At 63.3% G+C, this 25,812-nt stretch carries 25 protein-coding genes; 11 read left to right on the top strand and 14 right to left on the bottom strand.

The genetic code is table 11. The features are described from left to right. The first annotated feature begins 1 nt into the window (after window position 1). The 4 genes from glpK to ACE3PR_RS21425 all read left to right on the top strand — a co-directional run bounded on the left by glpK (window position 2) and on the right by ACE3PR_RS21425 (window position 3,813). Window positions 2-1,483, top strand: coding sequence for a glycerol kinase GlpK (glpK, locus tag ACE3PR_RS21440; RefSeq protein WP_374376395.1), 1,482 nt, complete (start codon window positions 2-4; stop codon window positions 1,481-1,483). Window positions 1,484-1,504: 21 nt separating this feature from the next. Beyond that, window positions 1,505-2,173, top strand: coding sequence for a hypothetical protein (locus ACE3PR_RS21435; protein ID WP_374376392.1), 669 nt, complete (start codon window positions 1,505-1,507; stop codon window positions 2,171-2,173). Window positions 2,174-2,298: 125 nt separating this feature from the next. Next, on the top strand, window positions 2,299-2,970 hold the full coding sequence (locus ACE3PR_RS21430) for a hypothetical protein (RefSeq protein ID WP_374376390.1): 672 nt from the start codon (window positions 2,299-2,301) through the stop codon (window positions 2,968-2,970). Between the two features lie 132 nt (window positions 2,971-3,102). Continuing rightward, window positions 3,103-3,813 carry a hypothetical protein gene (locus ACE3PR_RS21425; protein ID WP_374376388.1) on the top strand — a complete coding sequence of 237 codons (711 nt, stop codon included), beginning with the start codon at window positions 3,103-3,105 and terminating at the stop codon, window positions 3,811-3,813. Window positions 3,814-3,821: 8 nt separating this feature from the next. On the opposite strand, the gene trmFO is transcribed toward ACE3PR_RS21425, so the two are convergent. Further along, window positions 3,822-5,210 (bottom strand): methylenetetrahydrofolate--tRNA-(uracil(54)-C(5))-methyltransferase (FADH(2)-oxidizing) TrmFO, encoded by a 1,389-nt coding sequence (trmFO, locus tag ACE3PR_RS21420; protein ID WP_374376386.1) that lies wholly within the window; start codon window positions 5,208-5,210, stop codon window positions 3,822-3,824. Window positions 5,211-5,303: 93 nt separating this feature from the next. On the opposite strand from trmFO, the gene ACE3PR_RS21415 reads away from it, so the two are divergent. Then, entirely contained in the window at window positions 5,304-5,693 is a 390-nt protein-coding gene (locus tag ACE3PR_RS21415; protein ID WP_374376384.1) for a RidA family protein, read from the top strand. Window positions 5,694-5,721: 28 nt separating this feature from the next. On the opposite strand, the gene ACE3PR_RS21410 is transcribed toward ACE3PR_RS21415, so the two are convergent. After that, window positions 5,722-6,090, bottom strand: coding sequence for a DsrE family protein (locus ACE3PR_RS21410; protein ID WP_374376381.1), 369 nt, complete (start codon window positions 6,088-6,090; stop codon window positions 5,722-5,724). Window positions 6,091-6,199: 109 nt separating this feature from the next. Here ACE3PR_RS21410 and ACE3PR_RS21405 point away from each other — a divergent pair, with 109 nt between their 5' ends. Continuing rightward, window positions 6,200-7,192, top strand: coding sequence for an AraC family transcriptional regulator (locus ACE3PR_RS21405; RefSeq protein WP_374376379.1), 993 nt, complete (start codon window positions 6,200-6,202; stop codon window positions 7,190-7,192). A 7-nt stretch (window positions 7,193-7,199) separates the two neighbouring features. Next, window positions 7,200-7,460: a PilZ domain-containing protein gene (locus tag ACE3PR_RS21400; protein WP_374376377.1), complete on the top strand. Its 261-nt coding sequence runs from the start codon at window positions 7,200-7,202 to the stop codon at window positions 7,458-7,460. A 9-nt stretch (window positions 7,461-7,469) separates the two neighbouring features. Here the strand turns inward: ACE3PR_RS21400 and ACE3PR_RS21395 are convergent, their stop codons facing one another. The 3 genes from ACE3PR_RS21395 to gltX form a co-directional block, all read right to left on the bottom strand. Further along, window positions 7,470-8,171: a response regulator gene (locus tag ACE3PR_RS21395; protein WP_374376374.1), complete on the bottom strand. Its 702-nt coding sequence runs from the start codon at window positions 8,169-8,171 to the stop codon at window positions 7,470-7,472. Next, window positions 8,168-9,697, bottom strand: a complete 1,530-nt coding sequence (locus ACE3PR_RS21390) for an ATP-binding protein (protein ID WP_374376372.1) — start codon at window positions 9,695-9,697, stop codon at window positions 8,168-8,170. Before ACE3PR_RS21390 ends, ACE3PR_RS21395 begins: the two co-directional genes overlap by 4 nt. A gap of 283 nt (window positions 9,698-9,980) precedes the next feature. Further along, window positions 9,981-11,372, bottom strand: a complete 1,392-nt coding sequence (gene gltX / locus ACE3PR_RS21385; protein ID WP_374376369.1) for a glutamate--tRNA ligase — start codon at window positions 11,370-11,372, stop codon at window positions 9,981-9,983. Window positions 11,373-11,527: 155 nt separating this feature from the next. On the opposite strand from gltX, the gene ACE3PR_RS21380 reads away from it, so the two are divergent. Beyond that, window positions 11,528-13,870 (top strand): ComEC/Rec2 family competence protein, encoded by a 2,343-nt coding sequence (locus ACE3PR_RS21380; RefSeq protein ID WP_374376367.1) that lies wholly within the window; start codon window positions 11,528-11,530, stop codon window positions 13,868-13,870. Here the strand turns inward: ACE3PR_RS21380 and lexA are convergent. From lexA to ACE3PR_RS21345, 7 genes are all read right to left on the bottom strand, one after another. Further along, window positions 13,827-14,564: a transcriptional repressor LexA gene (gene lexA, locus ACE3PR_RS21375; protein WP_374376364.1), complete on the bottom strand. Its 738-nt coding sequence runs from the start codon at window positions 14,562-14,564 to the stop codon at window positions 13,827-13,829. The two genes, ACE3PR_RS21380 and lexA, sit on opposite strands and share 44 nt — an antisense overlap. 238 nt (window positions 14,565-14,802) lie before the next feature. Next, window positions 14,803-15,837: a phosphatase PAP2 family protein gene (locus tag ACE3PR_RS21370; protein ID WP_374376362.1), complete on the bottom strand. Its 1,035-nt coding sequence runs from the start codon at window positions 15,835-15,837 to the stop codon at window positions 14,803-14,805. After that, window positions 15,834-17,051 carry a gephyrin-like molybdotransferase Glp gene (glp, locus tag ACE3PR_RS21365; protein ID WP_374376359.1) on the bottom strand — a complete coding sequence of 406 codons (1,218 nt, stop codon included), beginning with the start codon at window positions 17,049-17,051 and terminating at the stop codon, window positions 15,834-15,836. The genes ACE3PR_RS21370 and glp overlap by 4 nt, the downstream gene beginning before the upstream one ends. After that, window positions 17,051-17,527, bottom strand: coding sequence for a cyclic pyranopterin monophosphate synthase MoaC (gene moaC, locus ACE3PR_RS21360; protein WP_374376357.1), 477 nt, complete (start codon window positions 17,525-17,527; stop codon window positions 17,051-17,053). The genes glp and moaC overlap by 1 nt, the downstream gene beginning before the upstream one ends. A gap of 4 nt (window positions 17,528-17,531) precedes the next feature. Beyond that, window positions 17,532-18,356, bottom strand: coding sequence for an indole-3-glycerol phosphate synthase TrpC (gene trpC / locus ACE3PR_RS21355; protein WP_374376354.1), 825 nt, complete (start codon window positions 18,354-18,356; stop codon window positions 17,532-17,534). Next, window positions 18,353-19,396, bottom strand: a complete 1,044-nt coding sequence (gene trpD / locus ACE3PR_RS21350) for an anthranilate phosphoribosyltransferase (RefSeq protein WP_374376351.1) — start codon at window positions 19,394-19,396, stop codon at window positions 18,353-18,355. The genes trpC and trpD overlap by 4 nt, the downstream gene beginning before the upstream one ends. Beyond that, on the bottom strand, window positions 19,393-19,995 hold the full coding sequence (locus tag ACE3PR_RS21345; RefSeq protein ID WP_374376348.1) for an aminodeoxychorismate/anthranilate synthase component II: 603 nt from the start codon (window positions 19,993-19,995) through the stop codon (window positions 19,393-19,395). The genes trpD and ACE3PR_RS21345 overlap by 4 nt, the downstream gene beginning before the upstream one ends. Before the next feature lie 74 nt (window positions 19,996-20,069). Here ACE3PR_RS21345 and ACE3PR_RS21340 point away from each other — a divergent pair, with 74 nt between their 5' ends. The 3 genes from ACE3PR_RS21340 to ACE3PR_RS21330 are packed head-to-tail and all read left to right on the top strand — an operon-like array spanning window position 20,070 to window position 23,747. Beyond that, window positions 20,070-21,992 (top strand): hypothetical protein, encoded by a 1,923-nt coding sequence (locus ACE3PR_RS21340; protein WP_374376346.1) that lies wholly within the window; start codon window positions 20,070-20,072, stop codon window positions 21,990-21,992. 3 nt (window positions 21,993-21,995) lie between these two features. After that, window positions 21,996-23,207, top strand: a complete 1,212-nt coding sequence (locus tag ACE3PR_RS21335; protein ID WP_374376344.1) for a divergent polysaccharide deacetylase family protein — start codon at window positions 21,996-21,998, stop codon at window positions 23,205-23,207. A 27-nt stretch (window positions 23,208-23,234) separates the two neighbouring features. Then, window positions 23,235-23,747: a GNAT family N-acetyltransferase gene (locus ACE3PR_RS21330; protein WP_374376342.1), complete on the top strand. Its 513-nt coding sequence runs from the start codon at window positions 23,235-23,237 to the stop codon at window positions 23,745-23,747. Here the strand turns inward: ACE3PR_RS21330 and ACE3PR_RS21325 are convergent. Continuing rightward, window positions 23,744-24,274: a PAS domain-containing protein gene (locus tag ACE3PR_RS21325; protein ID WP_374376340.1), complete on the bottom strand. Its 531-nt coding sequence runs from the start codon at window positions 24,272-24,274 to the stop codon at window positions 23,744-23,746. The genes ACE3PR_RS21330 and ACE3PR_RS21325 overlap by 4 nt on opposite strands. Window positions 24,275-24,287: 13 nt before the next feature. Next, on the bottom strand, window positions 24,288-25,802 hold the full coding sequence (gene trpE / locus ACE3PR_RS21320; protein ID WP_374376337.1) for an anthranilate synthase component I: 1,515 nt from the start codon (window positions 25,800-25,802) through the stop codon (window positions 24,288-24,290). Window positions 25,803-25,812 lie beyond the last annotated feature (10 nt).

Below are 25,812 nucleotides of genomic sequence, written 5' to 3'. Positions count from 1 at the left end.
CATGGCGGGCGCCGACCTCATCCTCTCCATCGACCAGGGCACCACCAGCACCCGTGCCATTGTCTTCACGCTGCATGGCGAACCGCAGGCCAACGCGCAGAAGGAATTGCCGCAGATCTATCCGGCCGATGGCTGGGTCGAGCATGACCCGGAAGAAATCTGGCGCGCGACCGTCGAAGTGACCAAGGCGGTGATCGAGAAGGTAGGCGCCGCGCGCATCGCTGCGATCGGCATCACCAATCAGCGCGAGACCGCCGTCATCTGGGACCGCAAGACCGGGAAGCCCGTGCACAACGCGATCGTCTGGCAGGACCGGCGTGGCGCGCCCCTGTGCAAGAAGTTGCTCGCCGATGGGCTGGAGCCCGAGATCCAGCAGAAAACCGGCCTTCTCATCGACAGCTATTTCTCGGCCACCAAGATTGCCTGGATTCTTGAAAACGTCGCCGGCGCCCGCGCGGCCGCCGAACGCGGCGACCTCGCCTTCGGCACGATCGACACCTATCTCCTCTGGCGCCTTACCGGCGGCAAGGTGCATGCGACCGATGTCACCAATGCCTCGCGCACCATGCTCTGCGATATCGGGAAACTCGCCTGGGATGACGGCCTCCTTAGGCTCTTCAATATCCCGCGCTCGATGCTGCCCGAGATCAAGGAGAATGCGGCCGCCTTCGGCCTGACCGATCCCGGTGTGTTGGGCGTCTCGCTGCCGGTCGCCGGCATGGCCGGCGATCAGCAGGCCGCCGTGATCGGCCAGGCCTGTTTCCAGCCCGGCATGATCAAAAGCACCTACGGCACCGGCTGCTTCGCGTTGATGAATACCGGTGCGGTCCCTGTGAAGTCGAAGAATCGCCTCCTCACCACGGTGGCCTATAAACTCAAAGGCGAGACAGCCTATGCGGTCGAAGGCTCGATCTTCATCGCCGGTGCCGCCGTGCAATGGCTCCGCGATGGTTTGAAGCTCATCCAGCAGGCGGGCGAAACCGAGCGTCTCGCGCGCTCGGTGCGCGGTACGGGCGGTGTCTATCTGGTGCCGGCCTTTACCGGTCTGGGTGCGCCCTATTGGGACCCGATGGCGCGCGGCGCACTCCTGGGCCTCACCCGCGATACCGGCATCGCCGAAATCGTGCGCGCGGCACTCGAGGCCGTCTGCTACCAGACCCGCGACTTGATGAGTGCCATGGTCAACGACACCGGAACCGAGGTGCAAAGCCTGCGCGTCGATGGCGGCATGGCGAAGAACGATTGGGTGATGCAGTTCCTCTCCGATCTCTTGAACGTACCGATCGGCCGGCCGGTGGTGGTCGAGACGACCGCCTTGGGTGCAGCCATGGCGGCCGGGCTCGGTGTCGGCCTCATTCCCGATCTCAAGGCAGCCGCGGCGCATTGGCTGCAGGAGCGCATGTTCCAGCCGGACATGCCGGAAGAGGAGCGCGAGCGTCTCTATGCGGGCTGGAAGACGGCGATCGGGCGGATCAGGTCGTAAGATGAGGCGGGTGGAGTTCGGATGATGGTGATGCTGGAAGCGGTTCGGCGTTTGCGGCACAGTACGTTGAACATTGTGCTGGCATTTGCGCTAGCGGCCTGCGCGTCGTCACCGGATGCATCTAAATCGAAAGCCGCTCTGCCGACCAGCCAGGATCTTTGGCGCATGAGTGGTACGCAGGACGCCGTACTTGCGCTCTATCAAGCCTTGTCTGACGCCTGCCAGGTCGCGGTACAGCAACCGGATGACTTCCTGAAACTGGCGCCGAACGAAGCGTTTTGCATCCGGTCGACTCTTGTCTCGGCATTCGAGGTAGGGGAGGGCGCCGAATATTGTACCCGCAACCGCGACCTCAAGCAGTTCGTCAGCTGTATCCTGGAGGGCCAGTTTGTCGGCCGTGTTGTTGGCAACAGCGGGTCGCCGCCCTTGCCGCCGGATGTTCAGTGGGGCAATCGGGGCGAGCGCGGGCAGCAGGCGAACGATCTTCTCAACCAGAAAATAGACGCGGCCTGCATGACGCCAAGCAAGCCGGAGATGCAGGCATGTGTCGAAGAATCAATGCTGCGCTACTTCGAAATCGGCCCGCAAGCCATTGCCTTTTGCCCCACAGATGAACAGCGCAGTGCGTGCATTTACTGGGCGGGGTTTGCGCGTTCGATCAGAGTGAGGCTCGATCGCATCGCTTCGTGAGTGCCGCGGCAGATGAAGCGTAGATAGGTGGGGGGTGGTCGGTCACCATAAAAAGTGGAAGACTTCCGTGACAAGGCACGTAATATGTCGCGCACTGTCATGTCATCTCTGGGGTAGCAGTGCAGATGCGGTCACTCCTTATTGTCGCCGTCGCCGTTTTGCTCAGCGCGACGGCATGCTCGACCTCACCCCGACAGCAAAATAAGACCGAGGCAGCGCCGAACCCTTGGACTCTGCCGCAATATGACGAGCATTTTCTAGAAACGGAACGTGCGGCGGCGGATTTTGGCGAGCAACTGGCGCGCGCCTGCTATTTGGAAATTTACCGGCTACATCCGCAAGGTCTGCCGGCGGATTCGACGCTCGATACCGCCATCCGAAGCTGCGGTCGCGCCAAGCTCTTCCAGGTGATCGGTGATCCCGTCGGTGAAAAGGTGTGCCGCAACAAAGGGGAGTTTGGTGACTTGGCGCATTGCCTTGTGATGGGGGCCCTCATAAATCGGATGCGGGCGAATGTTGGCAGTCCGACCCCTTTAACCGAGGCCGAGTGGCGAGACCCCGAACTCGCCAAAACGAATCTCATCAGCGAATTGATCGCCCAAGGCTACGCCCAATGCACCACCGGCGACCCTGTTGCCATCGAAAAGTGCCAGTTTGGTATCATCAACAATTCACTCGATGTCGCCAAGGATGGCGTCGATTACTGCATGACGCGCGGCAATTACGCCGCGTCATGTTTGGTTGATAAGGGCGCCGCGAAATTCCTGCGGGAAACCGCGATGCGTCTTTGGGATTAGGTCGGATTGGTGGCCGATCATCCCGGACTCCCTGAATTTTTGATTGCATTGTGATGAGGCTGATTTCAGTATCGGGGGAATGATTGCTGTCCAACGATTGGAAAAGGGTCGTAACCAATGATGCGCTCTCGCTTGCGTTATCTGATTTTTTGCGGGGTAGTACTGATGAGCCTGGCCGCTTGTCAGTCGCAGTCCGGTACGACGACCGGCGCTGGCAAGACGACTGGCACTGGCACGGGCACTGGCACGGGCACTGGCACGGGGGCCGCATCCGACTTGTCGACGCCGTCGCCGCTCGGTGAGGAAACCACGGGTATTTTCGATGCGCGCATCGAAATGGTCATGACGACGATGTTTTCGACCATCGCGCAATCCTGCGTGCGGGAAATGCCGGCCGGTCTTGCCTCGCCTGGTCTTATGAACTGCATGGAAGACAAGGCGATCCTGGCTATGGAGCCCAGCGGCGCCGCGAAACGTTATTGCAGCCGCGGCGATATTGAGGAGGCTTTCAAATGCGCGCTTCAGGGCATCATGCTCATGAAGCTGCGCGAGAAATCGGACACGCCCGTTACCGAGGCAGCGTGGAAGGACATTGAGGTGGTCCTGACGGGTGAGGCGACTGTCGCGGCAATGGAAGAGGCGTTTGAGTGCATGCGGGAGACACAGGGCGCGGAAGCGGAGCGCTCGTGTATGGCCGATAATTTCGCAAGGCGCTTGGGCGGTGATCCAGCGGATGCGCGCCAATGCCTCGCTTTGGAAAAGGACGAGGTATTCGGCCAATGTCTGGGCGAGGCGGCGGCTTTGAGCGTTCTGGAAACCGCGGCAAAGCGGATTGAATCGTAAGAAGAGATTTACGTGCCGGTCAGCCAGCCACCGAGATCTCCCAAGGCGCGCGCACTGAGGCGCGGCTTGCGGCCGGATTTCCATTCGCGCAACTGAGCTTTGTTTAATCCCTCTGGCGGATCGATCTCCGGGAAGATCCCGAAATTGACGTTCATTGGCTGAAAGTGCTTGGCATCGGCGATGCCGGTGATGTGACCGAGCAAGGCACCCAACGCTGTTGTCCCCGGCGGCGTCACGGGTGTACGGCCGAGACGCTCGGCCGCCGCGAAGCGACCGGCGAGCAATCCAATGGCGGCACTTTCCACATAACCCTCGACGCCCGTCACCTGACCGGCGAAGCGCAGACGCGGCTGCGCTTTCAGGCACAAGATTCCGTCCAGCAGTTTCGGGCTGTTGATGAAGGTGTTGCGGTGCAGCCCGCCGAGACGCGCGAACTCTGCCTGCTCCAGCCCCGGGATCATGCGGAAGATCCGGACCTGCTCGGCATATTTCAGTTTCGTCTGAAAGCCGACCATGTTGTAGAGCGTGCCCAGCGCATTGTCCTGCCGCAGCTGTACCACCGCATAGGGCCGGCGTTGCTCCCTGGGGTCAAAGAGGCCGATCGGCTTCATCGGTCCGAAGCGCAGGGTATTGGCGCCGCGCGCCGCCATGATCTCGATCGGCAGGCAGCCCTCGAAATAGGGTGTGCCTTCCCATTCCTTGAACTCGGTCTTCTCACCGGCCAGGATCGCCTCGATGAAAGCGAGATATTGCGGCTTGTCGAGCGGGCAATTGATGTAGTCGGCACCGTCGCCTTCCGGTCCCACCTTGTCGTAGCGCGACTGGAACCAGGCTTTCTCCAGATCGATACTTTCCTTGTGGACGATCGGGGCAATCGCATCGAAGAAGCTTAGAGATTCTTCGCCGGTGAGCTTCAGGATCGCATCGGCGAGGGCGGGCGAGGTGAGGGGGCCGGTCGCGATGATGACCTTGTCCCAATCTTCCGGGGGCAGGCCGTCGACCTCGCCACGCGCGAAGGTGACGAGCGGGTGGGATTTCAACTGATCCGTGACCGCCGCCGCGAAACCGTCGCGATCCACCGCCAGGGCCCCGCCCGCCGGCAGCTTGTGCCGGTCGGCGCTGGCCAGGATCAGGGAACCGGCCCGACGCATTTCCTCATGAAGGAGGCCCACGGCGTTGTTTTCGGCATCGTCGGAGCGGAAGGAATTCGAGCAGACCAGCTCGGCGCAGCGATCCGTCTGATGGGCATCCGTCCCGCGCAGGGGCCGCATTTCATGGAGGATCACCGGCACGCCGGCCTGGGCCAGTTGCCAGGCGGCCTCGGAGCCGGCCAGGCCGGCGCCGATAACGTGAACGGGGGGAATATTGGTGGGCGTTGTTTTGCTATGCTCGGTCATGGCCGGGTGATAGCGCCCATGGCGGAACGGGGCAAGCCCTCTTCCCCGCAATGCCCTGCCAACCGATATGGCCTTTAGAAGATGGAGCTTTCCATGCTGAACTTTCTCAACCCGCCTTCGGCGCCGCCGCCTTTCAGCCGCTATTCGCAAATGGTCTCGGCGCCGGCGGGTTTCCGATGGCTGCATGTCAGCGGCCAGGTCGGCTGCGACCGGCATCACAAGACAGCGGCAGGCTTCGAGGCACAGGCTGAACGCGCCTGGGGCAATCTCATCGCCTGCCTGGAAGCCGACGGCATGTCGGTCAAGGACCTGGTGAAGGTGAATGTGATCCTAACCCGTGCTACCGACGTGCCGGCCTCCCGCCTGGTCCGCGACCGCATGCTGGACGGCGCGCAGCCGGCTTCGACGCTGATCGTGGTCTCGTCGCTCGCTTCGCCCGACTGGCTGATCGAGGTCGAAGGGATTGCGGCAAAGGCGGCCTGATCGCACGGCCGCCTTCACCCGCGGCGTTCTAGAAGGAGAGGGTCGCCGCACCCTGCTTGATCTCGGCATGCATGACGCTGGCGCCGGTGATGATGACTCCATCCAGCAGGTCGGCCTGTTGATAGCCGCGTGCGGTCACGCAGGGTGTGCAGGCCCAGACCACGCCGCCCCGCTTCATGAAATCCTGGATCAGTTTCAGAAGGGGGTCGAGTGGCGGCACATGGGTCATGGCCTGGCCATTGCGGCGCACCAGGTCGATGGCGCCGCTGGTCAGGAACATCGATACCTTGAGACCCGCCGTGATACCGCCATTGGCGATGGTGAAGGCCACCGAGGATAATTCGGAATCGATACCACGGGTGACCAGGACGACCAGCTTGTCATTCTCGGGATGCATAGTAGCTCACTCCACTTTTGGTTTATCCTTGAAACGGGCGAGGTTCTAATCCCGCGGGGGAGGTACGTCATTGGCCCAACTGCCGAAACACTTGATTGAAACGCCGAAGATGGTTAACGCAGCCGGTGCGGGCCAGAGCGCCGGAGATGTTCTGTCGGATGTGCTGCGCGCGGTACGTCTCACCGCGGCCATGCAATTCTGTTTCATGCCGGCGGGCACGTGGCAGACGGATGCCAGTCCAGCTTTCAGCGCAATGGCCAAGGGTGCGGGGGCCAAGGGTGCGGGCGGTACGATTCCGTTTCATATCGTGGTGCGGGGATCCTGCTGGCTGAAAATCCACGACCAGGAGGTCGCCCTTGATGAAGGCGATATTGTTGCCTTTCCCTTCGGTACCGGACATCAGCTGGGGGCCGGCATCGATGGCCGCCTGATCACGCCGGTCAAGGATTTGCCACCCAGGCCCTGGCGGAATTTGCCCGTCCTGAAATACGGCAACGAGCCGTCTGATCTCCGGCTGTTCTGCGGCTACCTCGAATGCAGCGCCATTAGCTTCCAGCCACTTCGGGATTCCCTGCCGCCCATGCTGCATGTCAGGACGCGTGCGACGGAGAATGCGGATTGGCTGCTGGCCGCCATTGCCCAGATCGCCGCCGAAGTGGATCGGCCGCGTCATGGCGGTCTTTCCATGCTCGAGCGGTTGTCGGAAATCACCTTCATCGAAGTGCTGCGCCATCACATCATCTCGGCGCAGTTGGGCGAACGGGGGTGGCTTGCGGCCCTGGCCGACCCGGCACTCGCGCGATGTATCGCCCTGATACATGCCGAGCCTGTGCGTGACTGGTCGTTACAGGTCCTTGCCAGCGCGGCCGGCCTTTCGCGCAGCACGCTGGCTGAACGTTTCGAAACCATGCTCGGCACATCGCCCATTCGCTATCTGCGCGACTGGCGGCTCTTCCTGGCGAGCGTCGCCCTGCGCTCAACATCAAAGGGTATTTCCGCGATCGCCGCGGAATCCGGTTATGGCACCGAAGCTGCGTTCAATCGGGCCTTCGCCCGAGCCTTTGGAATGCCGCCGGCGGCCTGGCGGCAAAGCGTCAGATAGGGGGCTCATGGCCGAAACCGGACGGGAGAAGCGGCGGCATCCGCGCCGCAAGGTGCTGAAAGGGGCCAAGGCCTTCTTCAATGAAGGCAAGAGTCTCTATGATTGCCAGGTGCGTGACTGGTCGGAATCCGGGGCCAAGCTCGTCTTTCCTGGCCTCACGCCGTTGCCGAAATATTTCATCCTGCGTCTCAGTGACGGCAGCGACTACCCCTGTGAAGTGGTCCGCGCCGATGGTGTCGTGATCGGTGTCAGGTTTTCGCGCAAGTAAGGGCGCTGCCTAGGTCTCTTCCTCGACCTTCAGGCGATAGCCGACACCGGGCTCGGTCAGGATCAGTTTCGGGTTGCGCGGGCTGGCTTCGATCTTCTGGCGCAGTTGCGCCACCATCACCCGCAATGTCTGGCTGTCTCGCGTGTCAGCGCTGCCCCAGACGAAAGTCAGCAACTGGTTGTGAGTCAGCACTTGGCCGGCATGTTGCGCGAGCGCCCGCAACAGATCGTATTCCTTGGGTGTCAGTTTCACGTCATGGCCGCGCACGGTGACACTGCGGCTGGGGAAATCGATCCTGAGATCGCCGCCCTCGAAATTGGCGGCCGGCTTGTCTCGGCTTTGTCTGAGACGCAGGGCGACACGCAGCCGCGCCAGCAACTCCCCGATCGCGAACGGTTTGTTGATGTAATCATTGGCGCCGAGATCAAGCGCCGCGATCTTCTCTTCCTCCATGTGCCGTGCCGAGAGCACGATGATCGGCAGATCCGACCATTCCCGCACGCTGCGGATCACTTCCTTGCCGTCGAAATCCGGTAGGCCCAGATCCAGGATCATGGCGTCGGGCGAACTTGTTTGCAGCAGCTCCATGCCACGCATGGCATCGGGTGCCGAAACGACGGTGTAACCTTCGGCTTCCAGCGATGGCTGCAGGGCGCCGGTAATGTCGATTTCGTCGTCGATGACGAGGACGCGGAAGGCCGTGGCTGTCATGATGTCGAACTGATGCTGGGAAAGGCGATGTGAATCCGCGTGCCGATACCGTTTGAGGCGGGGCTTTCGGCCCAGATACGCCCCTGCATCGCTTCGGTGAGGCCACGGCAGATCGAGAGGCCGAGGCCCGTGCCGCGCGGATGCTGACCATCATTGCTGCCGCGATAGAACTTCTCGAACACGCTGTCGAGCTGGGCGGGCGGGATGCCCTTGCCGGAATCCGTGACGGTGATCTCGACCGTGTCGGCATCGCCGCCGATGCCAAGCAGAATATGGCTGCCTTCCGGACTGTAATGGATGGCATTCTCCAGGATATTGACGAAGACCTGTTCCAGCAGTAGCGGATCGGCCTGAATCAGCGTTACTTCGGGCGCGAAATCGCTGTCGAGGACTCGCCCGCCGAGCTGCGGCCGCACGCGCTCGATCGCAGCATTGGCGACATCCGCCGGATCGGTCGGTTCCAATTTGACGGCAAGCCCGCCGCTTTCGATGCGGATGATGTCGAGCAGATTGCGCACATAGCGGTTGAGCCGGTCGGCTTGGTCCTTGATGCCGAGGATGAGGCGTTGCGAGGTCGCCTCGTCGAATTGTGCGCCATGGCGCAGGAGGCTGGTCGAGGAGGCCAGGATGGTGGCCAGAGGCGTGCGGAAATCATGCGAGATGGAGGAGAGCAGGGCCGTGCGCAGCCGCTCTGTCTCGGCGACGACCTTGGCCGCCGTCATCTCCTGCATCAGATGCGCGCGTTCCAGGGCGATCGAGCCGAGATCGGCGAGGACGGAAAGGGTCTGCTGATCGGCGCCGGAGCGCGGATCGAAGCGGGAGCGCTTGCGGCAGATGAGCAGGCCCAAAGGTCCGCGCACCGCATGCAGCACGAAGATGAAAAAGCTCTCCGAGGCCGGCGGCTCATCCTTGGGCGGCGGGCTGGCGAGCAGCCGCTGCCAATGCGCCTCGGCGAGTTGCGTTGCCGCTTCCGTTTGTGTCGCATCCGCGCGCGCCGAAGAATGGAGGCTGAGGCCGGCTTCGCCACGCAGGAACACAAAGACCGGGCCGTTCGCCGCCTGTGCCGTCAGTGTGGCGAGCGATTCCGCGACGATCTCCTGATCGGAGGAGCGCGACAATTCACGGCTGGCTTCAAAGAGGTTGGTGGTGATGCGGGCGCGCCAGGCGGCGGCGCGGGCCTGGTCGCGCACCCGGCCGGCAAGGCCCCCGGTCACGACCGCCACGGCCAGGAAGACGCCCAGAGTCACCAGATTGTCGGCCGGTGCCATGGTGAAGCGCGGCTGAACTAGCAGGAAATTATAGGTGAAGATGGCGAGGAAGGCCGCGATCAGGGCGGCATTGCGCCCGAACAGCACTGCCGAGAGCAGCACCGAGGTCAGCAGCACCATGGGAAGGCTTTCCGTCCCCAGGGCCCGCTCCAGTCCCCAGGACAGAAATCCGGCAAGGCCAACCATCAGGATGGCGACGGCGTAATCCAGAATCGGGCGCCGGACATTGCCGGTGATATGTCGGAGAATCTCGATCATTACCCGCTTTCATAGCATGACGCGGGCGAGCCTGCCTCCCGCTCTGAAGATTGGCGGGGACGACGGTCTAACTATCTGGGCTGAAAAAGGAAACGGGGCGTCTCGGGATCGAATGAATTCGGCCGAAACGCCCCGGAAGTTGTGGGTTGCAACGCATCGCGTGAAGCAATGCGCTCATAAATCAACAACCCCTTTATAGGCGTCCTTATACGCTGTGTCCAGAAAAATCGTTATCTTTCAAATACTTATAAGTTTCTTATATGGCTCACACTATTTTACAAACTCACACGATCGTGTCACTGAGCCGGGCAAGGGATTCCGCGCGTCCCAGGATCTCCAGGACCTCAAAAATGGGGGGCGATTGGGTCGAACCGGTCAGGGCAGCACGCAAAGGCTGGGCGACGGCCCCCAGCTTCACTTGTTCGGCCTCGGCAAAAGTCCGGGCGCGCTCTTCCAGCTTGGCCGCGATCCAATCGATCTCGGCGCCATAGGCGGCGACGAGCTTGGGCAGCAGGGCCTTGGCTTCCGGCGTCTCGATCAGGGCTTTGGCCTTGTCGGTGAGGACGAGCGGGCGGGGCTGGACATAGAAGGCCGCGTTCTCCGCCAGCTCCTTCAGGTTTTTGGCACGGGTCTTCAGGCCCGGCATGGCGCGGGTGAGGAGGGCCAAGGCCGCGGTATCGCCGGTCTTGCCGAGCCGTTCGGCCACGGAGGCGGCGAGGTCGCCGTCATCGGCCTGGCGCAGGTAATGGCCATTGAGGTTGTCGAGCTTGGCGAAATCGAAGCGCGAGGGCGAGCGGCCCACGCCGCCCAGGTCGAACCATTCGATCGCCTGCTTTGTCGAGATGATCTCGTCATCGCCATGGGCCCAGCCGAGGCGCATCAGGTAATTGCGCAGGGCTTCCGGCAGATAGCCCATGTCGCGATAGGCGTCGACGCCGAGCGCGCCGTGGCGCTTCGAGAGCTTGGCGCCGTCCGGCCCGTGAATGAGCGGGATATGGCTGAAATGCGGTGCGTCCCAGCCCATCGAATCATAAATCTGCCGCTGGCGGAACGTATTGGTCAGGTGATCGTCGCCGCGGATGACATGGGTGATGCCCATGTCGTGATCGTCGACCACGACCGAGAGCATATAAGTGGGATTGCCGTCCGAGCGCAGCAGCACCATGTCGTCGAGCTGTTCATTGGCGACCCGCACCTCGCCCTGCACGCCGTCGACCACCACCGTCTCGCCGCTCTGCGGCGCTTTGAGGCGGATCACGGGCTTGACGCCTTCGGGCGCATCCTTGGGGTCGCGATCGCGCCAGCGGCCGTCATATTTCATCGGCTTGCCGGCGGCCTGCGCCGCCTTGCGCATCTCATCGAGTTCCTCGACCGAGCAATAGCAGGGATAGGCCTTGCCGGCGGCGAGCAGATCGCGGACCACCTCGGCATGACGCGGGGCGCGGGCGAATTGATAGACGATCTCGCCATCCCAATCGAGGCCCAGCCATTTCAGCCCGTCGATGATCGCCTCGATCGCCGCCTCGGTCGAGCGCACCCGGTCGGTATCTTCGATCCGCAGATGGAAGATGCCCTTGTGATGCTTGGCGAAGAGCCAGTTGAAGAGGGCGGTGCGCGCCCCGCCGATATGCAGGAAGCCGGTGGGCGAGGGGGCAAAGCGGGTGACGACGGTCATGATGGAGGTCCGGAGAAGGGGATGAATTTGGCGGCTTTCTAGCACGAATCCGCCGCCAGCGGGCAAGGTCGCGCCAATCCGCCGCGCCAACCCACTTAACGCAACCTTCGCGATCTGCTATCAGGGACCTGCAACCGATTGTTGATGATGGTTTGATGTCGGAGAGCACCCTTACCCGGATCGAGGCATTCGCCGCAGAACAGCGGCCGAATTGGCTTGGCTGGACCGCAATCATGCTGGCGATCGGCATCGCCGTCTATTTCGGTTTGCCGCTGGAGCCGGCTCCCTGGTGGGGCCTTGCCATGCTGGCGGTCGCAGCCACGCTGGTCTTCCTCAGCCGCCGTCAGCCGCTCGCCTTGCTGGGGGCGGCGGCGCTGCTGGTGATGGCGCTGGGTTTTACGGCCGCCACCTGGCGCACCCTCTGGGTCGAGGCCCCGCAGCTCTATCGCTCCCTCTACCGTGCCGAGGTGACCGGCCGCGTGGTGGAGATCGAGTTGCTGCCGGGCAGCCAGCGCGTCACCCTGGATGCGCTGACGATCAGCAGTGAGAAGACGGGCCCGCTTGCCGTGAAGGACCTGCCGGAACGTGTGCGTATCCGCCTCGCCAAGGTGTCGGAGCCGTTTCATATCGGCGATTGGCTGCGGCTCACGGCCGACCTGCAGCCGCCGGCACCGCCCTCCATCCCCGATGCTTTCGATTTTCGCCGGCAGGCCTATTTTGAGCGATTGGGCGGTGTCGGATTCTCATTGCAGCCGCCGCAGAAGATCGCGCCGCCGAAAGAGATTGCCTTCAACGCGGTCGATTCCGGGCTAGCCTGGTTTGATGCCTTGCGCCTGACGATCGGCGAAAAGCTGCAGGCGCAGATGGCTGGCCCCACAGCCGGCATGGCGATGGCACTCGTCGTGGGCAATCAGCGGGCGCTTGCATCCAAGGACGTGGCGGCCCTGCAGGATTCCGGCCTCGCGCATCTCACTTCGATCTCGGGCCTCCATATCGGTCTGGCGGCAGGTATCTTCTTTTTCGGGCTGCGGGCGCTTCTTGCCCTCGTGCCGCCCATTGCGTTGCGCCACGACATCAAGAAATGGGCGGCGGTGATCGCGCTCTTGGGCGCGGTCTTTTATGCCGGTCTCGCCGGTCTGCCGGTGCCGACCCAGCGCGCCCTCATCATGACCGGCACTTTCTTTCTCGCCATCCTGCTCGACCGTTCGCCGATCTCGCTCCGCGCCATCGCCCTTGCTGCCATCGTCGTGCTGCTCTGGGCACCCGAGGTGCTGGTGGGGGCGAGCTTCCAGATGTCCTTCGCCGCCGTCCTCGGCCTCATCTGCGTCTTCGATGCCACACGCGGCTTTTTCACGCGCTGGCGACAGGCGGGCCACGACGCGCCGGATTTTGTCGGTCGCATCCTCGGATTCATCCAGCGCGGTTTCGTCTGGTTGGCGGCCCTCATGCTCTCCAGTCTGGTGGCGACCGTGATGACCGCGCCCTTTGCCGCCTATCACTTCGACCGCCTCACGGTTTACGGCATCGCCGCCAACATGCTGGCTGTCCCGCTCACCGGCTTCTGGATCATGCCGTGGGCGGTGATCGTGCTGGTCGCGATGCCGTTCGGGCTTGAGGCCTGGCCGCTTGTGGCACTCGGCTGGGGCTGCGACGCCATTCTCTGGATCGCGCATTTCTTCGCGCGGCTCCCAGGTGCCACGATCCTAATTCCGGCAATGCCGATCGGCGGCTTGTTGCTGATGAGTTCGGGCCTCGTCTGGCTCTGCCTTGTCATCGGTCGTTTGCGCTGGCTGGGCATCGCTGCTCTCTGCCTTGGCGCGCTCGCGCCGCTCACCTATCGCGCGCCGGACATTGTCGCTTCCGGAAATGGCAAGCTGGTCGCGATCAAGGATGCCGAGGACCAGTACCGTTTCAACTCGACCCGTGCCGCCAAGATCGCAGCCGAGACCTGGCTGCGGCGCAACGCGCAGGCGAAACGATTGCCCTTTCCGGCGCCGGCATTGGCGCTGGATGACGCAACGGGCGGTACTCCTCCCGAAGCCAGCAAGACTGATTCATGCGGTCCCGATATGTGCCGCTTCGCTACCGGCATGGGTTACGTGACGGTGGCGCTCACCGAAGCCGGCATTGCTCCGGCCTGCTGGTCCGGGCGCCTGGTGATCGCGCTGGAACCGGTCGAAGCGGGGTGCCGCTCAGCCGAGCGGGTGATCGATTTCTTCGACCTCTGGCGCCATGGCACCCATGCGATCTGGATCGAGGATGGCAGCTATCGGGTCGAACGCGCCTTCGATACCGGTGACCGGCCCTGGACCCTGCGGCGCTTTCCGGAAGATGCCGCAACGCCCCTCGCTCAACCGCGTGCGGCCGAAACGCAAGGGGCCGGCACCCCGTCACCGGATGCCGGCCCCTCGCTATCTCATGTAACGGTCCCTGAGGGGATCAGTACTGAGGAGATCAGTACTGGCGCATCAGACCGATCAGACGACCCTGGATCTTGACCCGGTCGGGGCCGAAGATGCGCGTCTTGTGATTGGGGTTGGCGGGCTCCAGGGCGATGGAATCGCCCTTCCGGCGCAGCCGCTTCAAGGTGACTTCGTTGTTGTCCACCAGCGCCACGACGATGGTACCGTTATCGGCATTCTCGCAGCGCTCGATCAACACCGTGTCGCCGTCATGAATACCGGCATCGATCATGGAATCGCCTTCGACGCTGAGCGCGTAATGCTCGCCGCGGCCCAGCATGCCCGCCGGCACATCGACGGAATTGCTGTGGTCGCGCAGAGCCTCGATCGGCGTACCCGCGGCGATCTTGCCATAGAGCGGCAATTGCACGGTATGTGCGGATTGGGCCACCATGGCCCCCGGAATGCTCGGCGTGAAATCGCCCTGGATGACGCTGGGCGTGAAGCCGCGCCTGGAATTGTCGGCCACCGGTGCCGCCGGGGCTGCGGCGGGCGCGGGACGTGCGCCGACCTGATCTTCGGCAAGACGCATGACTTCCAGGGCCCGCGCACGATGCGGCAGGCGCCGGATGAAGCCGCGCTCTTCGAGGCCAGTGATAAGCCGGTGCACGCCGGATTTCGATTTCAGCCCGAGCGCATCCTTCATCTCGTCAAAAGACGGCGATACGCCGGTCTCGCCGAGACGGTCTTGAATGAATTGCAGCAATTCGCGCTGTTTTCTCGTCAGCATACTCGCACCACCCCCTCAAAAGTTGAATCCAGAGGCGGCCGGATGCCCATTCCCCAACGCCGGTACCCGGTTCGCCAGACCGCCTTCCCACCCGTCATATCGACGCTAAACCGACATATGGCGCAGGAACAAACGATCAACTCCCACATATGTTCTAGTTTAGTTCATGATAATGTCAAGAGGATATCCACAGGGCTTATGCTGCCGGGGGGGCCTCGTCGCGCCGGTTCGACCGGGATCAAGTTGCGATGGAGGTGGTCGGCGCGGGGGCGGGCGCCTTGCGGATGAGGCGACCAGCACACCACCATAGGGCGACGGTCGCCAGGATCGACGCATACCCGTCGAGCGCGTAATGCCAGCCAAGGTGGACGGAGCCGACCAGCATGGCGGCGAGGAGGATCAGCGCCAGATACCGCCAGAAGCGATTTTGCCACGATACCAGGACATAGAGTGTCGTGACTGCGATGTGCATGCTCGGAAAGGCGGAAATGCCGGACCCGAATTCGGACATCCTGCTCCGAAGCGCGTGCTGCAGATATTCTTGGTAATAGGTGGCCTTGAGGATCGGCGTCTCGGAACCGTGCCACAAATAGGTCATCAGAGGCTGGAAGTCCGGGTGCGGTTTGCCTTCATGCCAGGGAAAGAACGGCCCCGCCGACATGAATGACGCCGCCGCCACATTGCCCAACAGAATGAAACCCAGAACGTAGGTCAGGAAAAACTTGTTGCGTACGGGATCTTCCGGCGCGCGCAAGGCGACGAAGGTGTGGACCAGGGCCTGAAGCGACACCCAGGCGATGTAGAGCAGATCGATGAAGCGCGTCAGTGACCAATTCTGAATGCCGAGCAACTCCCACGGCTGTTTTCCGAAATGAATCATGGCATCGAGTTCGGTCAGATAGGCATCCCAGGTAAAGGGAACGATCAGGCTGATCAGATTCTTCATCGCCGTGAACGCCGCCATGAACAGCGGCATGGATATCAGCAGCGGCAGCGCCGTCATAACTCTGCGCCAGCTTTCCGGCAGATCGTGTTGCGGCAGGCGAATGAGCGAGAACAATCGAGGCCAGCGACGGGAACGCCAGGCCCCACCGATCAGGAACGGCACGATGATGAGGAGATAGGTGTAGAAATAGCCTTCGAAATACATGGTCGGCTGGAACAACCCGCCGATATCCCAAACCCCGCAGGCCACCCATGTCACCATGCAATAGACCACAACCAGCCCGGTAATGCACCAGGTCCAGTTGAGCGGCACGGCGGCGCGTATCAAATGCTCTCACTCCCACCCGCGAGCAGCACGATGTCGGTGAGATCGCCCACCTTCGCTTCCGGCGCATGCGGGGGCCGCACGATGAGGGCATCGGCCTTGGCGATAAGCGAGAGCATCGCGCTGTCCTGCTTGGAGAAAGGAGTCGCCACCAGCGCGCCTTCGGCATCGCGGCCGAGAGTGGCACGGTGGTAATCCTGGCGCTGGTCATTGGCTTTCATTGCCGCACCGAGTTTCGCCGTGGCGGGAACTGTCGCGCCACCAACACGTCCCAGCAACTTCTCGATCGCCGGCTTGAGGAACAAGGTCGCGGTAACGAGCGCCGAAACCGGATTTCCCGGCAGGCCCAATACCGGCATCGCGCCCAGCGCTCCGAACATCACGGGCTTGCCCGGCCGCATCGCGATCTTCCAGAAATCGAGCTTGGCGCCACGTGCTGCGAGGGCCTTCTGGATAAGGTCATGCTCGCCCACCGAGGCACCCCCGGTCGTCACCAGCAGATCGGCGCCGCCGGCTGCTGCGATCATGCGATCGAGGTCGGGGAGATTGTCGCGCGCGATGCCGAGGTAATTGGGTTCGCCACCACAGGCCGTCACCAGTGCAGCAAGACCGAAACCGTTCGAGGCCACGATCTGCGCCGGGCCTAGGATTTCGCCAGGGTGCTGCAATTCGTCGCCGGTCGAGAGAATGGCAATGCGTGGTTTGCGCGTCACGGCAAGGAATGGCCAGTTCATCGCCGCGGCGAGTGCAATATCGCGCGCGGTGAGTTGTCGGCCGCGTTCGATGCCGATCTCGCCTTGGCCGAAATCGTTGCCCTTCTGGCGCACATGCTGGCCGCGCGTATTGCTGCCCTCGCGCACGGTGACGACATCTCCGTCGCGGTCGCAGTTTTCCTGAATGACCACGCTGTCGCCGCCTTCAGGCAGGAACGCACCCGTGAAGATGCGCATGGCTTCGCCGGGCTTGAGCGCTTGCGTGGGTGCGGCACCGGCGGCGATGCTGCCGGTCACCTTGAGACGCGCTGGCAATGAGGCGATATCGGCGGCGCGAACGGCATAGCCATCCATGGCCGAGGCATCGGCGGGAGGCTGGCTCAATCGCGCAATCACCGGCTCGGCAAGGACGCGGCCCAAGGCACGATCAAGCCCTACCGTCTCTGCGGGCAGCGGCGCGAACGCCGCGAGGATCTGTTGCGTGGCGTCGGCGACGCTCAGCATCAGATAGCCTCGAAGGTGCCGGACTTGCCGCCGCTCTTGTGGACCAGGCGGATATCGCCGATGCGCATCGATTTGTCGGCGGCTTTGACCATGTCGTAGACGGTGAGGGCCGCGACGCTGACGGCGGTCAATGCCTCCATCTCGACGCCGGTCTGGCCCTTCAGTTTGCAGGTAGCCTGGATGTCGACCGCGTTGCGTGCGGCGTCGAGCGCCAATTCGACCTTCACCGAGGTGAGCGCCAGCGGGTGGCAGAGCGGGATGAGATCCGGCGTGCGCTTGGCGCCCATGATGCCGGCCAATTGCGCCACCGACAACACGTCGCCTTTCTTCACGCCGCGGTCTCGGATGAGCGCCAGCGTTTCCGGCGCCATATAGACCGAGCCCTTGGCAATGGCGATGCGCTCGCTCTCGGCCTTGTCGGAAACATCGACCATGCGGGCATTGCCGGCTTCGTCGAAATGGGTGAGATCGGACATGAGATCAGGCCGCCGAAGCCAGCGGTGAGCGCGTGCCAAGGAGGCCGCGCGTCGCGGCGGCGACGTCGTCCTGCCGCATCAGGCTTTCGCCGACCAGGAAGATCGAGGCGCCGACCCGATGCATGCGCTCCAGATCTGCCGTGGCATATAGCCCACTTTCCGCCACCAATAACTTGTCCTTCGGCACCATCGGCGCCAATTGCTCCGTGGTGGCGAGGTCGATGGCGAGGGTTTTGAGATTGCGGTTGTTGACGCCGATCAGCCGAGAACGCAGTTTCAGCGCACGCTCCATCTCGGGCGCATCATGCACTTCGACCAGCACGTCCATCTTCAGTTCGAAGGCGATGGCTTCAAGTTCCGCCGCCTGGGCATCCTCGAGGCAAGCCATGATAAGGAGAATGCAATCCGCCCCGATCGCGCGGGCTTCAAAGATCTGGTAGGGCGTCAGCATGAAATCCTTGCGCAGGGCCGGCAGGTCGACTGCGCGCCGCGCTTCGCCGAGGTAATCGTCATGCCCTTGGAAATAGGGCGCGTCGGTAAGGACCGAGAGGCAGGTGGCGCCACCTGCCTTGTAGGCCCTGGCAAGCGCAGCCGGCGCGAAATCGGCGCGGATCAGGCCCTTCGAAGGCGAGGCTTTCTTGATCTCGGCGATGAGGCCGAAATGCCCGGCCTTGGTGACCGCCTCCAGCCGCGCTGCGAAACCGCGCGGTGCATCGGTTGCGAGACTGGCTTCGGCGCGGCGGCGCATCTCGGCCGGCGCTACCTTGGCTTCCTGGGCTGCGATGTGAACGCGCTTCTCGGCGCAGATGCGGGCGAGGACGTCGCTCATTCCAGAATATCCCGCTGGTCGACCTGGTTGGTGACGCGGATGAGGGCGTCGAGTTTTTCCCGCGCCTTGGCGAAATCGAGCGCGTCTTCCGCCAACTTGATGCCGGCGGGAATGTCCGGCACGCAATCGGCGACCACCAGGGCCGCCGCGGCGTTCAAGAGCACGATGTCGCGATAGGGGCCGGGCGCGCCGTCGAAGAGGGCGCGCAGGGCCTCGGCATTCTGGGCGGGATCGCCGCCCTTGATTTCGGCCAGCGTCGCGCGCTTGAGGCCGAATTGCTCCGGCGTGATCTCGAACTCGCGAATCTGACCGCCGCGCAGTTCCACGACATGGGTCGGCCCGGTCGTCGTTATTTCGTCGAGCCCGTCACTGCCATGAACCAGCCATGCATGCTCGGTACCAAGCGCCCGCAAGGCATCCGCCATCGGCTTCAGCCATTGCCTCGAGAAGACGCCGATCAATTGCCGCGTCACCCCGGCCGGATTCGACATCGGCCCCATCAGATTGAAGATGGTGCGGGTGCCGAGTTCGACGCGGCTGGGACCCACATGGCGCATGGCGCTGTGATGCTTCTGCGCCCAGAGGAAGCTGGTGCCGACCTCGAACAGGGCCTGCTCCAGCACCTTCATATCGGCGTCGATGTTGACGCCCAGTGCCGAGAGAATGTCGGCGGCGCCGCTTTTCGACGAGGCGGCCTTGTTGCCATGCTTGGCGACGGTGACACCGCAGGCAGCACAGACGAAGGCAACCGCGGTCGAGATGTTGAGCGTGCCGGCGCCATCGCCGCCAGTGCCGCAGACGTCGATGGCCCCCTTTGGCGCGCTAATGCGGGTCATCTTGCCGCGCATCACCGAAACGGCGCCGGTGATCTCGTCGACCGATTCACCGCGCACGCGTAGCGCCATCAGGAAACCGCCGATCTGGGTCGGTGTCGCCTCACCGGCCATGATGATGTCGAAAGCGGTCTCCGCCTCGGCACGGCTCAGGGATTTCCCTTGCGCAACGAGGCCGATATGACCCTTGAGGTCTGTGGGTGTCACTGCAGCACGCGGGTATTGATCTTGTTGAGCCCGGCCGAGGTCAGGAAATTCGCCAGCAGCTTGTGGCCGTGCTGCGAGGCGATGCTTTCCGGATGGAACTGTACGCCGGAGATGGGCAGGCTCTTGTGGCACAGGCCCATGATGATGCCGTCTTCCGTCTCGGCGGTAATCTCAAGATCCTTCGGAAAGGTCTCGCGCTCGACGATCAGCGAGTGATAGCGCGTGGCGTCGAAATCGTTGGGCAGGTCCAGGAACACGCTCTTGTTGCGATGATGCACATGGGACAGCTTACCATGCATCGGCTTCGGCGCCCGGATGACCTTGCCGCCGAAAGCCTGGCCGATCGCCTGATGGCCGAGACAAACACCCAGCAGGGGCATCTTCTTCGCGGCAGCCGCCTTGATGAGATCCAGGCAAATACCGGCGCGGTCGGGGTCGCAAGGCCCCGGCGACAGGATGATACCCTGCGGCGCCTTTGCCATGACCTCGTCGACCGTGATCTGGTCATTGCGGTGGACTTCGATCTCCGCCCCCAACTCGCCCAGATAATGGTACAGGTTGTAGGTGAAGCTGTCGTAATTATCGATTAGTATGAACATCTTAGTTGTCCGCGGATCGCAGGTTTGCCGGAGTGTAACAGGCGCGCCGCGGAAACGGAAGATTCGGGGTCGTCATGGCATGGCAGGGATTTAGGCTGGCAACGGCACCGCGCGACATGCTGCGCGTGGTGGTGCTTGTGTTGCCGCTGCTGATCCTGGCCCTCAGCGGCGATTGGTGGCAACCCTCGCCCCTGTCGCCGATTCTCCGGCACATCTGGGTGCCCGTCGCCTTTGCGGCGCTGGTTCTGGTGGGCTTCGGCCTGCCGCTCTATTGGCGCGCGCTTGTGGGCTTGGGGCAGGGGCGGTTCAGGGCCGAGATGCTGCTGGCCATTGGCGCCAGCGCGGGCATGGCCCTGGCTTTCTGGCAGGCATGGCATTTCGCGCCGGATGCCGGCTCCCCGGCGAGGCTCCTCATATGGCGCGACGCCGCCTTTGCCGCCAGCCTGATCGCGGTTGCCTGGCTGGGCGATATCGCCGCCAGGCCGGATCCGGTGCCGAGCCACCGGACCAAAGCCAAGCCATTGCCGGCGACGCTCACCATCCCCGCGGGCGATCTCATCGCGGTGGATGCCGTCGTGAAGGACGGTCGCAGCGAGATCCAGGACCCGAACGGCGCTGATGATATTTTCCCGACGGTCGTATCCGTCGGCGACCGGGTCCATGCCGGCTCCCGCAATGGTGATGCCGCCTTGGTGGTGGTGCCGCTGGCCGAGGCGCCGGATCACGCCGTGCAGCCCGGAACCGGCGATGGCCCGCTTGGCGCCTTCGGTCTTACCGGTCTCTTCGGCTGGGCAGCCTTGGCGATGCTTGCCGCCACGCTCCTGATCCTGGCCTGGCGGATTCTCATGGGGCCGCCGATGGCCGATCCCGTTGCCGCCAGTCTGCGACTGCTCATGCTGGCGGCACCGCTTGGCCTTGGTCTTGCAAAAGCGGCGCCGGCAGCGGAGCTTCTGCGCGCGATCCGCCAGCTGGGTGTCGAAGTCCACGACCTCGATATCTTCGAACGCCTGACGCCCTTGCGCTCGGTCGTTTTCGGTCATCGCGGCGTCCTCATCCCGGATCGCCACCGCGTGATTTCTGTGCAGACGCCGGACGGGGAGGGGGGGAGCGAACTCATTGCCCGCACCGCCTCGGTGGCGCAGGCCGGATACGACCCCTGGGGCCGCGCGCTGCTCGATCTTGCCGTGGGCTATCGCATGCGCTTGAAGAACGCCGCCAATTACCGCGCCCAAATCGGCGCGGGTGTGATGGCCGAGGTGGCGGATCGCCCCACCTTGTTCGGAAGCCGCGCCTTTCTCGAAGAGCATGGCATCGATTGCAGCGCCCTCGATCATGCCGCCGAGGAGGCGACCGCTCAGGGCCGGCGACTTCGCTGGGTCGGTGAAAGCGGTGCCGAGCCCAAACTCCTCGGCTTCATTGTTTTCGGCGCGCCTTCGGTCGCTGGTGCGGTCATGGCCGTCAAGAACCTCGACCGTCTCGGCCTCGCGACGGCCTGGCTCGCCGAGAAGGACGATCCGGGCCATCAGGCGCTCGGGCGCCATCTCAAGATCGGCCAATTGCTGCCGATGCCTGAATTGCACGGTGCCGAGGCAGTCGAGGCGTTCACCACCTATCGGCGACGGCATGGCCCGCTGCTGTATGTCACGGCCGAGCCCGTGGTGGACAATCTGGTGGCCCATCTGGGACCGTCGGATGTGGGGCTGCCTTTCGGCCGCCGCGCCGCCGCGCAATCGCCCACGGCGGATTTTGCCATCACGCGGCAGGATCCCCGGCTGGTGGTCGACATCCTGCGCTATGCCGCGCGGTATCGGCGCCTGGCGCTGATCAATCTTGCACTTGTCTTCGCGTTTGCTTTGGTTGTCGCCTTCTGGCCCTTCATCCAGGGCAGCAGCCGCGATCTCGGCAGCTATGAGATTGCTGTGATATTGCTGCTGGCCATCTCCTCACTCAGCTTGCGCAGCCTGCCCACCACCGCTAATGAGGTCGACGAGGAGTAACCCATGGCGGCCCGCAAAAAATTGACCCGCGCGAAGAAGAGGACCGCCGGCCGCAAGCGCCGCGGTCCGAGCTTTCTGCAGCGCCTTTTACAGAGTGCGCGGCAGGCGCTGCCGATGGGGCTGCTGTCCCTGGGAATCGTGCTGGGTATCGCGATCGGATACGGCATCACCATGCTGCCGCCGGCACCCCAGATGCCACCCGTTGCCCTCGAGGTGCCGCCGCCGAAACCCGCCGCGAAACCCGTGCTCACCGAGACCGCCACGGCGCCGGCGACGTCCACAGCACCCGTGGCCAAGAAGCCTGCGCCACCGCCGGAACCGACTGAAACTTATGCCGCGCTGGTGGCGCCGCAAGCTCAGGTCCAGGCGGATGAGCCGGCCCCGACGCCGATGACATCTCCCGTCTCGCAGCCCGTGGCGCAACCGGTCTCGCAGGTGGCCGCTCTGCCGCAATCCGGCATCTTCACGCCGCCGCTGGAAGGCGAGTTACCTCTGTGGCGCAAGAACGCGGCCTCCTATCAGGACCCCGGCAAGCGGCCGATGATCGCGATCGTGCTGGACGATGTCGGTGTGGCGCCGCTTCATGCCCGGGCCGCTCTCGATCTGCCGGCGCCCATCGTTCTTTCCATCATGACTTATGCCGAGAGGGCCAAAACCTTCGCCGACGAGGCCCGCCAGCGCGGCCATGAGGTGATGGTCCATATGCCGATGCAGCCGCTCAGTGCCTCGATCAATCCCGGCCCGCAGGCCTTGACCGTGGGTCTGTCGGCCAATGAGATCACCCAGCGCGTCGATTGGGGCCTCTCGCGTTTCTCGGGCTATGTCGGCTTCAACAACCATATGGGCAGCCGCTTCACCCAGGATGAAGCGGGCATGCGCATCGTCCTTCAGGAGGCGAAATCGCGCGGTCTCCTGTTCCTTGATTCGAAGACCATCGCCGGCAGTGTCGGCGACCGCCTCGCCGCCGAGATGGGGGTGACGCATATCGCCCGCGATGTCTTTCTCGACGACACCTTGACCGAGGCGTCGATCGCCCGCCAATTGGCCGAGGCCGAGGTAATCGCCCGGAAACGCGGCTACGCGGTCGCCATCGGCCATCCGCACCCGGCCACCATTGCTGTGCTGAAACGCTGGCTGATCGAGGCGCAAGCGCGGGGCTTTGCCATCGTCCCCTTGACCGCCATCGTCAAGAAGCGCGACGGTGTTGCCGGATAGCGGTTTTGTCCGATAGGGGGAAGGCTGATGCGATTCGACGTCGATTATTATCCCGGGGTTCTGGCCGATATCGCCGGTGCTCATGCCCGTTATTACGCCCAGGCCTGGTCGTTCGGTCTTGCCTTCGAGGCGAAGGTCGCTGCCGATCTCGCTTATTTTCTCGTCAACATGAAACAGGATCGCGATCTGCTGCTGGTCGCCAAGCGCCCGGACGAGCGGTTCCTCGGCTCGATCGTGATAGACGGGAGCGATGCCAAGGGCAGCGGCGCGCATCTGCGCTGGTTTATCGTCGCCCCCGAGGCGCAGCGTACGGGCCTCGGCAAGCAATTGCTGGATCGTGCCATAGGCTTCTGCCGCGAGCGCGATTACCGGCACATCTATCTATATACCTTCGCCGGCCTCGATTCCGCCAAGCGCCTTTACGAGCAGACGGGTTTCAAGCTCGTGGAAGAGCAGGAGGCGACGACTTGGGGCCGCCCCATGCGCGAGCAGCGCTTCGATCTCGACCTGCCGCCGGAGCCGGAGCCGACCGCTCCTTAAGGGCTGCCCTGGGTCTTGCGGCCATAGCCTCGCTTGGTTTCGGTGGGGGCGATGTCTTCGGGGTTTTGTCCCTCGTAATCCTCAACGGCGATGCATCGATCGACGGTATCGCCGTCGCTGGAAAGGGGAAAGATCGATCCAAAGAATGTGACGGTATTGCCGTATTTCGTGCTGAGAAAATCCTTTGAGAAAGTCGGCGTCCGCCGCGAACAGACCAACTGGTATTCCTTGGCAAGGTCCTGCCGCACCGCCTCCGGGAACTCGGTGATCTCGTCGAGATAGCGCCCGGTCAGTTCGTTGCGGAACTGAACCACCCGGGTCCCGATCAGGCGGTAAAAGACGCGGAACGGGTCGTGCTCGATGCCCACGACCAGCATGTTGGGGAGCAGCAGACGCAATTCACCGGGATCGATATCCTGCCATGACGGCATCGCCCTGCCATGCTTTTTGGATTCCCAATAAGCATGAAACTGCTTGATCAGCGGCGACTGAACTTGATCGAGGGGGATGTCGAGGAGAATCTCCATCCGCCCGGCGCGATCAGCGGTTCCGGCCGCCGCTTTGCGCGAAGAGGATCGCCTCCTGCGCGGCGCGGACCAGAGCGCGAGCCTTGTGCTGGCATTCCTGGAATTCGCTCTCGGGCACCGAATCAGCCACGATCCCGGCACCAGCCTGCACATACATGGTGCCGTCCTTGATTACCGTGGTCCGGAGCGCGATGCAGGTGTCCATCGAGCCGTCGGCGGCGAAATAGCCGATGGCGCCGCCATAGACACCGCGTCGCTCGGGTTCCAGTTCCTCGATGATCTCCATCGCCCGGACCTTGGGCGCACCCGAGACGGTACCGGCGGGGAAGCCCGCCATCAGTGCATCCATGGCGTCGTATTTCGCATCGATCGTCCCCTCGACATTGGAGACGATATGCATGACATGGCTGTAATTCTCGATCGTGAATTTTTCGGTCACGCGGACCGAGCCGATCTTGGCGACACGGCCCACATCATTGCGCCCCAGATCGAGCAGCATCAGATGCTCCGACAATTCCTTCTGGTCGGCCAGCAGATCGGCGGCATGGGCTTTGTCCTCTTCCGGAGTCTTGCCGCGCGGGCGGGTGCCGGCGATCGGGCGGATCGTCACCTGCTCGTCGCGGAGGCGCACCAGAATCTCCGGGCTCGAGCCGATGATGGTGAAATCGCCGAGGTCGAGGAAGAACAGGAAAGGCGATGGGTTGAGGCGCCGCAGCGAACGATAGAGCGCCATCGGCGGCAGCTTGAAGGGCAGCGAGAAGCGCTGCGACAGCACCACCTGGAAAATGTCGCCGGCGAGGATGTATTCCTTGGCCTTGTCGATCATGGTGCCGAATTCGTCGCGCGTCACGTTCGAGCGCGGCTCCGGCAGATTCGCAATGTCCGTGGCGCGGCCTTGTTGCGGCAAGGCGCGGTCGAGATCGGCCACCACGTCGTTGATGCGTTCGAGAGCTTGGTTGTAGGCGGCACGGGCGCCCTGGCCGTCCTGATTCCAGACCGGCGTAACGATGGTGAGCGAATCCTCGACATTGTCGAAGATGACGATGAGGGTCGGGCGCAGGAAGATGCTGTCATGAAGGCCGAGCTTGTCCGGCTTCAGGCTGGGCAGCTTTTCCACCTCGCGCACCATGTCATAGCCGAGATAGCCGAAGAGACCGGATGCCATCGGCGGCAGACCGGCCGGCACCTCGATGCGGCTCTCCTTGATGAGGGCGCGCAGGGATTGCAAGGCAGGCTGGGCCTCCGGCTCGAATTTTTCCGGTTCGAACCGGGCGTTGCGGTTGATCTCCGCCTTCGAACCGCGGCAGCGCCAGATGAGGTCGGGTTTGAGGCCGATGATCGAATAACGCCCGCGCACGGCACCGCCCTCGACCGATTCCAGCAAGATCGAATTCGCCCGTCCGTCGGCCAGCTTCAGCATGACCGAGATCGTGGTCTCGAGATCCGCGACCAGACGGGTCCAGACCAGCTGCGCCTTGCCGGCTTCGTGTCCCGTGGCAAATCTTTCGAAATCCGGCTCGACCTTCATGTGACGCTTA

The sequence above is a fragment of the Dongia sp. genome, from assembly GCF_041909655.1.
Taxonomy (GTDB): domain Bacteria; phylum Pseudomonadota; class Alphaproteobacteria; order Dongiales; family Dongiaceae; genus Dongia.
Note: the sequence above shows the minus strand (reverse complement) of the source record. Positions and strands in the feature narration are given on the sequence as shown.

Excerpts from the sequence above, each read along its gene's own strand:
- glpK (WP_374376395.1), top strand. The coding sequence starts at position 2 with ATGGCGGGCGCCGACCTCATCCTCTCCATCGACCAGGGCACCACCAGC.
- ACE3PR_RS21435 (WP_374376392.1), top strand. The coding sequence starts at position 1,505 with ATGATGGTGATGCTGGAAGCGGTTCGGCGTTTGCGGCACAGTACGTTG.
- ACE3PR_RS21430 (WP_374376390.1), top strand. The coding sequence starts at position 2,299 with ATGCGGTCACTCCTTATTGTCGCCGTCGCCGTTTTGCTCAGCGCGACG.
- trmFO (WP_374376386.1), bottom strand. The coding sequence starts at position 5,210 with ATGACCGAGCATAGCAAAACAACGCCCACCAATATTCCCCCCGTTCAC.
- ACE3PR_RS21415 (WP_374376384.1), top strand. The coding sequence starts at position 5,304 with ATGCTGAACTTTCTCAACCCGCCTTCGGCGCCGCCGCCTTTCAGCCGC.
- ACE3PR_RS21410 (WP_374376381.1), bottom strand. The coding sequence starts at position 6,090 with ATGCATCCCGAGAATGACAAGCTGGTCGTCCTGGTCACCCGTGGTATC.
- ACE3PR_RS21405 (WP_374376379.1), top strand. The coding sequence starts at position 6,200 with ATGGTTAACGCAGCCGGTGCGGGCCAGAGCGCCGGAGATGTTCTGTCG.
- ACE3PR_RS21400 (WP_374376377.1), top strand. The coding sequence starts at position 7,200 with ATGGCCGAAACCGGACGGGAGAAGCGGCGGCATCCGCGCCGCAAGGTG.
- ACE3PR_RS21395 (WP_374376374.1), bottom strand. The coding sequence starts at position 8,171 with ATGACAGCCACGGCCTTCCGCGTCCTCGTCATCGACGACGAAATCGAC.
- ACE3PR_RS21390 (WP_374376372.1), bottom strand. The coding sequence starts at position 9,697 with ATGATCGAGATTCTCCGACATATCACCGGCAATGTCCGGCGCCCGATT.
- gltX (WP_374376369.1), bottom strand. The coding sequence starts at position 11,372 with ATGACCGTCGTCACCCGCTTTGCCCCCTCGCCCACCGGCTTCCTGCAT.
- ACE3PR_RS21380 (WP_374376367.1), top strand. The coding sequence starts at position 11,528 with ATGTCGGAGAGCACCCTTACCCGGATCGAGGCATTCGCCGCAGAACAG.
- lexA (WP_374376364.1), bottom strand. The coding sequence starts at position 14,564 with ATGCTGACGAGAAAACAGCGCGAATTGCTGCAATTCATTCAAGACCGT.
- glp (WP_374376359.1), bottom strand. The coding sequence starts at position 17,051 with ATGCTGAGCGTCGCCGACGCCACGCAACAGATCCTCGCGGCGTTCGCG.
- moaC (WP_374376357.1), bottom strand. The coding sequence starts at position 17,527 with ATGTCCGATCTCACCCATTTCGACGAAGCCGGCAATGCCCGCATGGTC.
- trpC (WP_374376354.1), bottom strand. The coding sequence starts at position 18,356 with ATGAGCGACGTCCTCGCCCGCATCTGCGCCGAGAAGCGCGTTCACATC.
- ACE3PR_RS21345 (WP_374376348.1), bottom strand. The coding sequence starts at position 19,995 with ATGTTCATACTAATCGATAATTACGACAGCTTCACCTACAACCTGTAC.
- ACE3PR_RS21340 (WP_374376346.1), top strand. The coding sequence starts at position 20,070 with ATGGCATGGCAGGGATTTAGGCTGGCAACGGCACCGCGCGACATGCTG.
- ACE3PR_RS21335 (WP_374376344.1), top strand. The coding sequence starts at position 21,996 with ATGGCGGCCCGCAAAAAATTGACCCGCGCGAAGAAGAGGACCGCCGGC.
- ACE3PR_RS21330 (WP_374376342.1), top strand. The coding sequence starts at position 23,235 with ATGCGATTCGACGTCGATTATTATCCCGGGGTTCTGGCCGATATCGCC.
- ACE3PR_RS21325 (WP_374376340.1), bottom strand. The coding sequence starts at position 24,274 with ATGGAGATTCTCCTCGACATCCCCCTCGATCAAGTTCAGTCGCCGCTG.
- trpE (WP_374376337.1), bottom strand. The coding sequence starts at position 25,802 with ATGAAGGTCGAGCCGGATTTCGAAAGATTTGCCACGGGACACGAAGCC.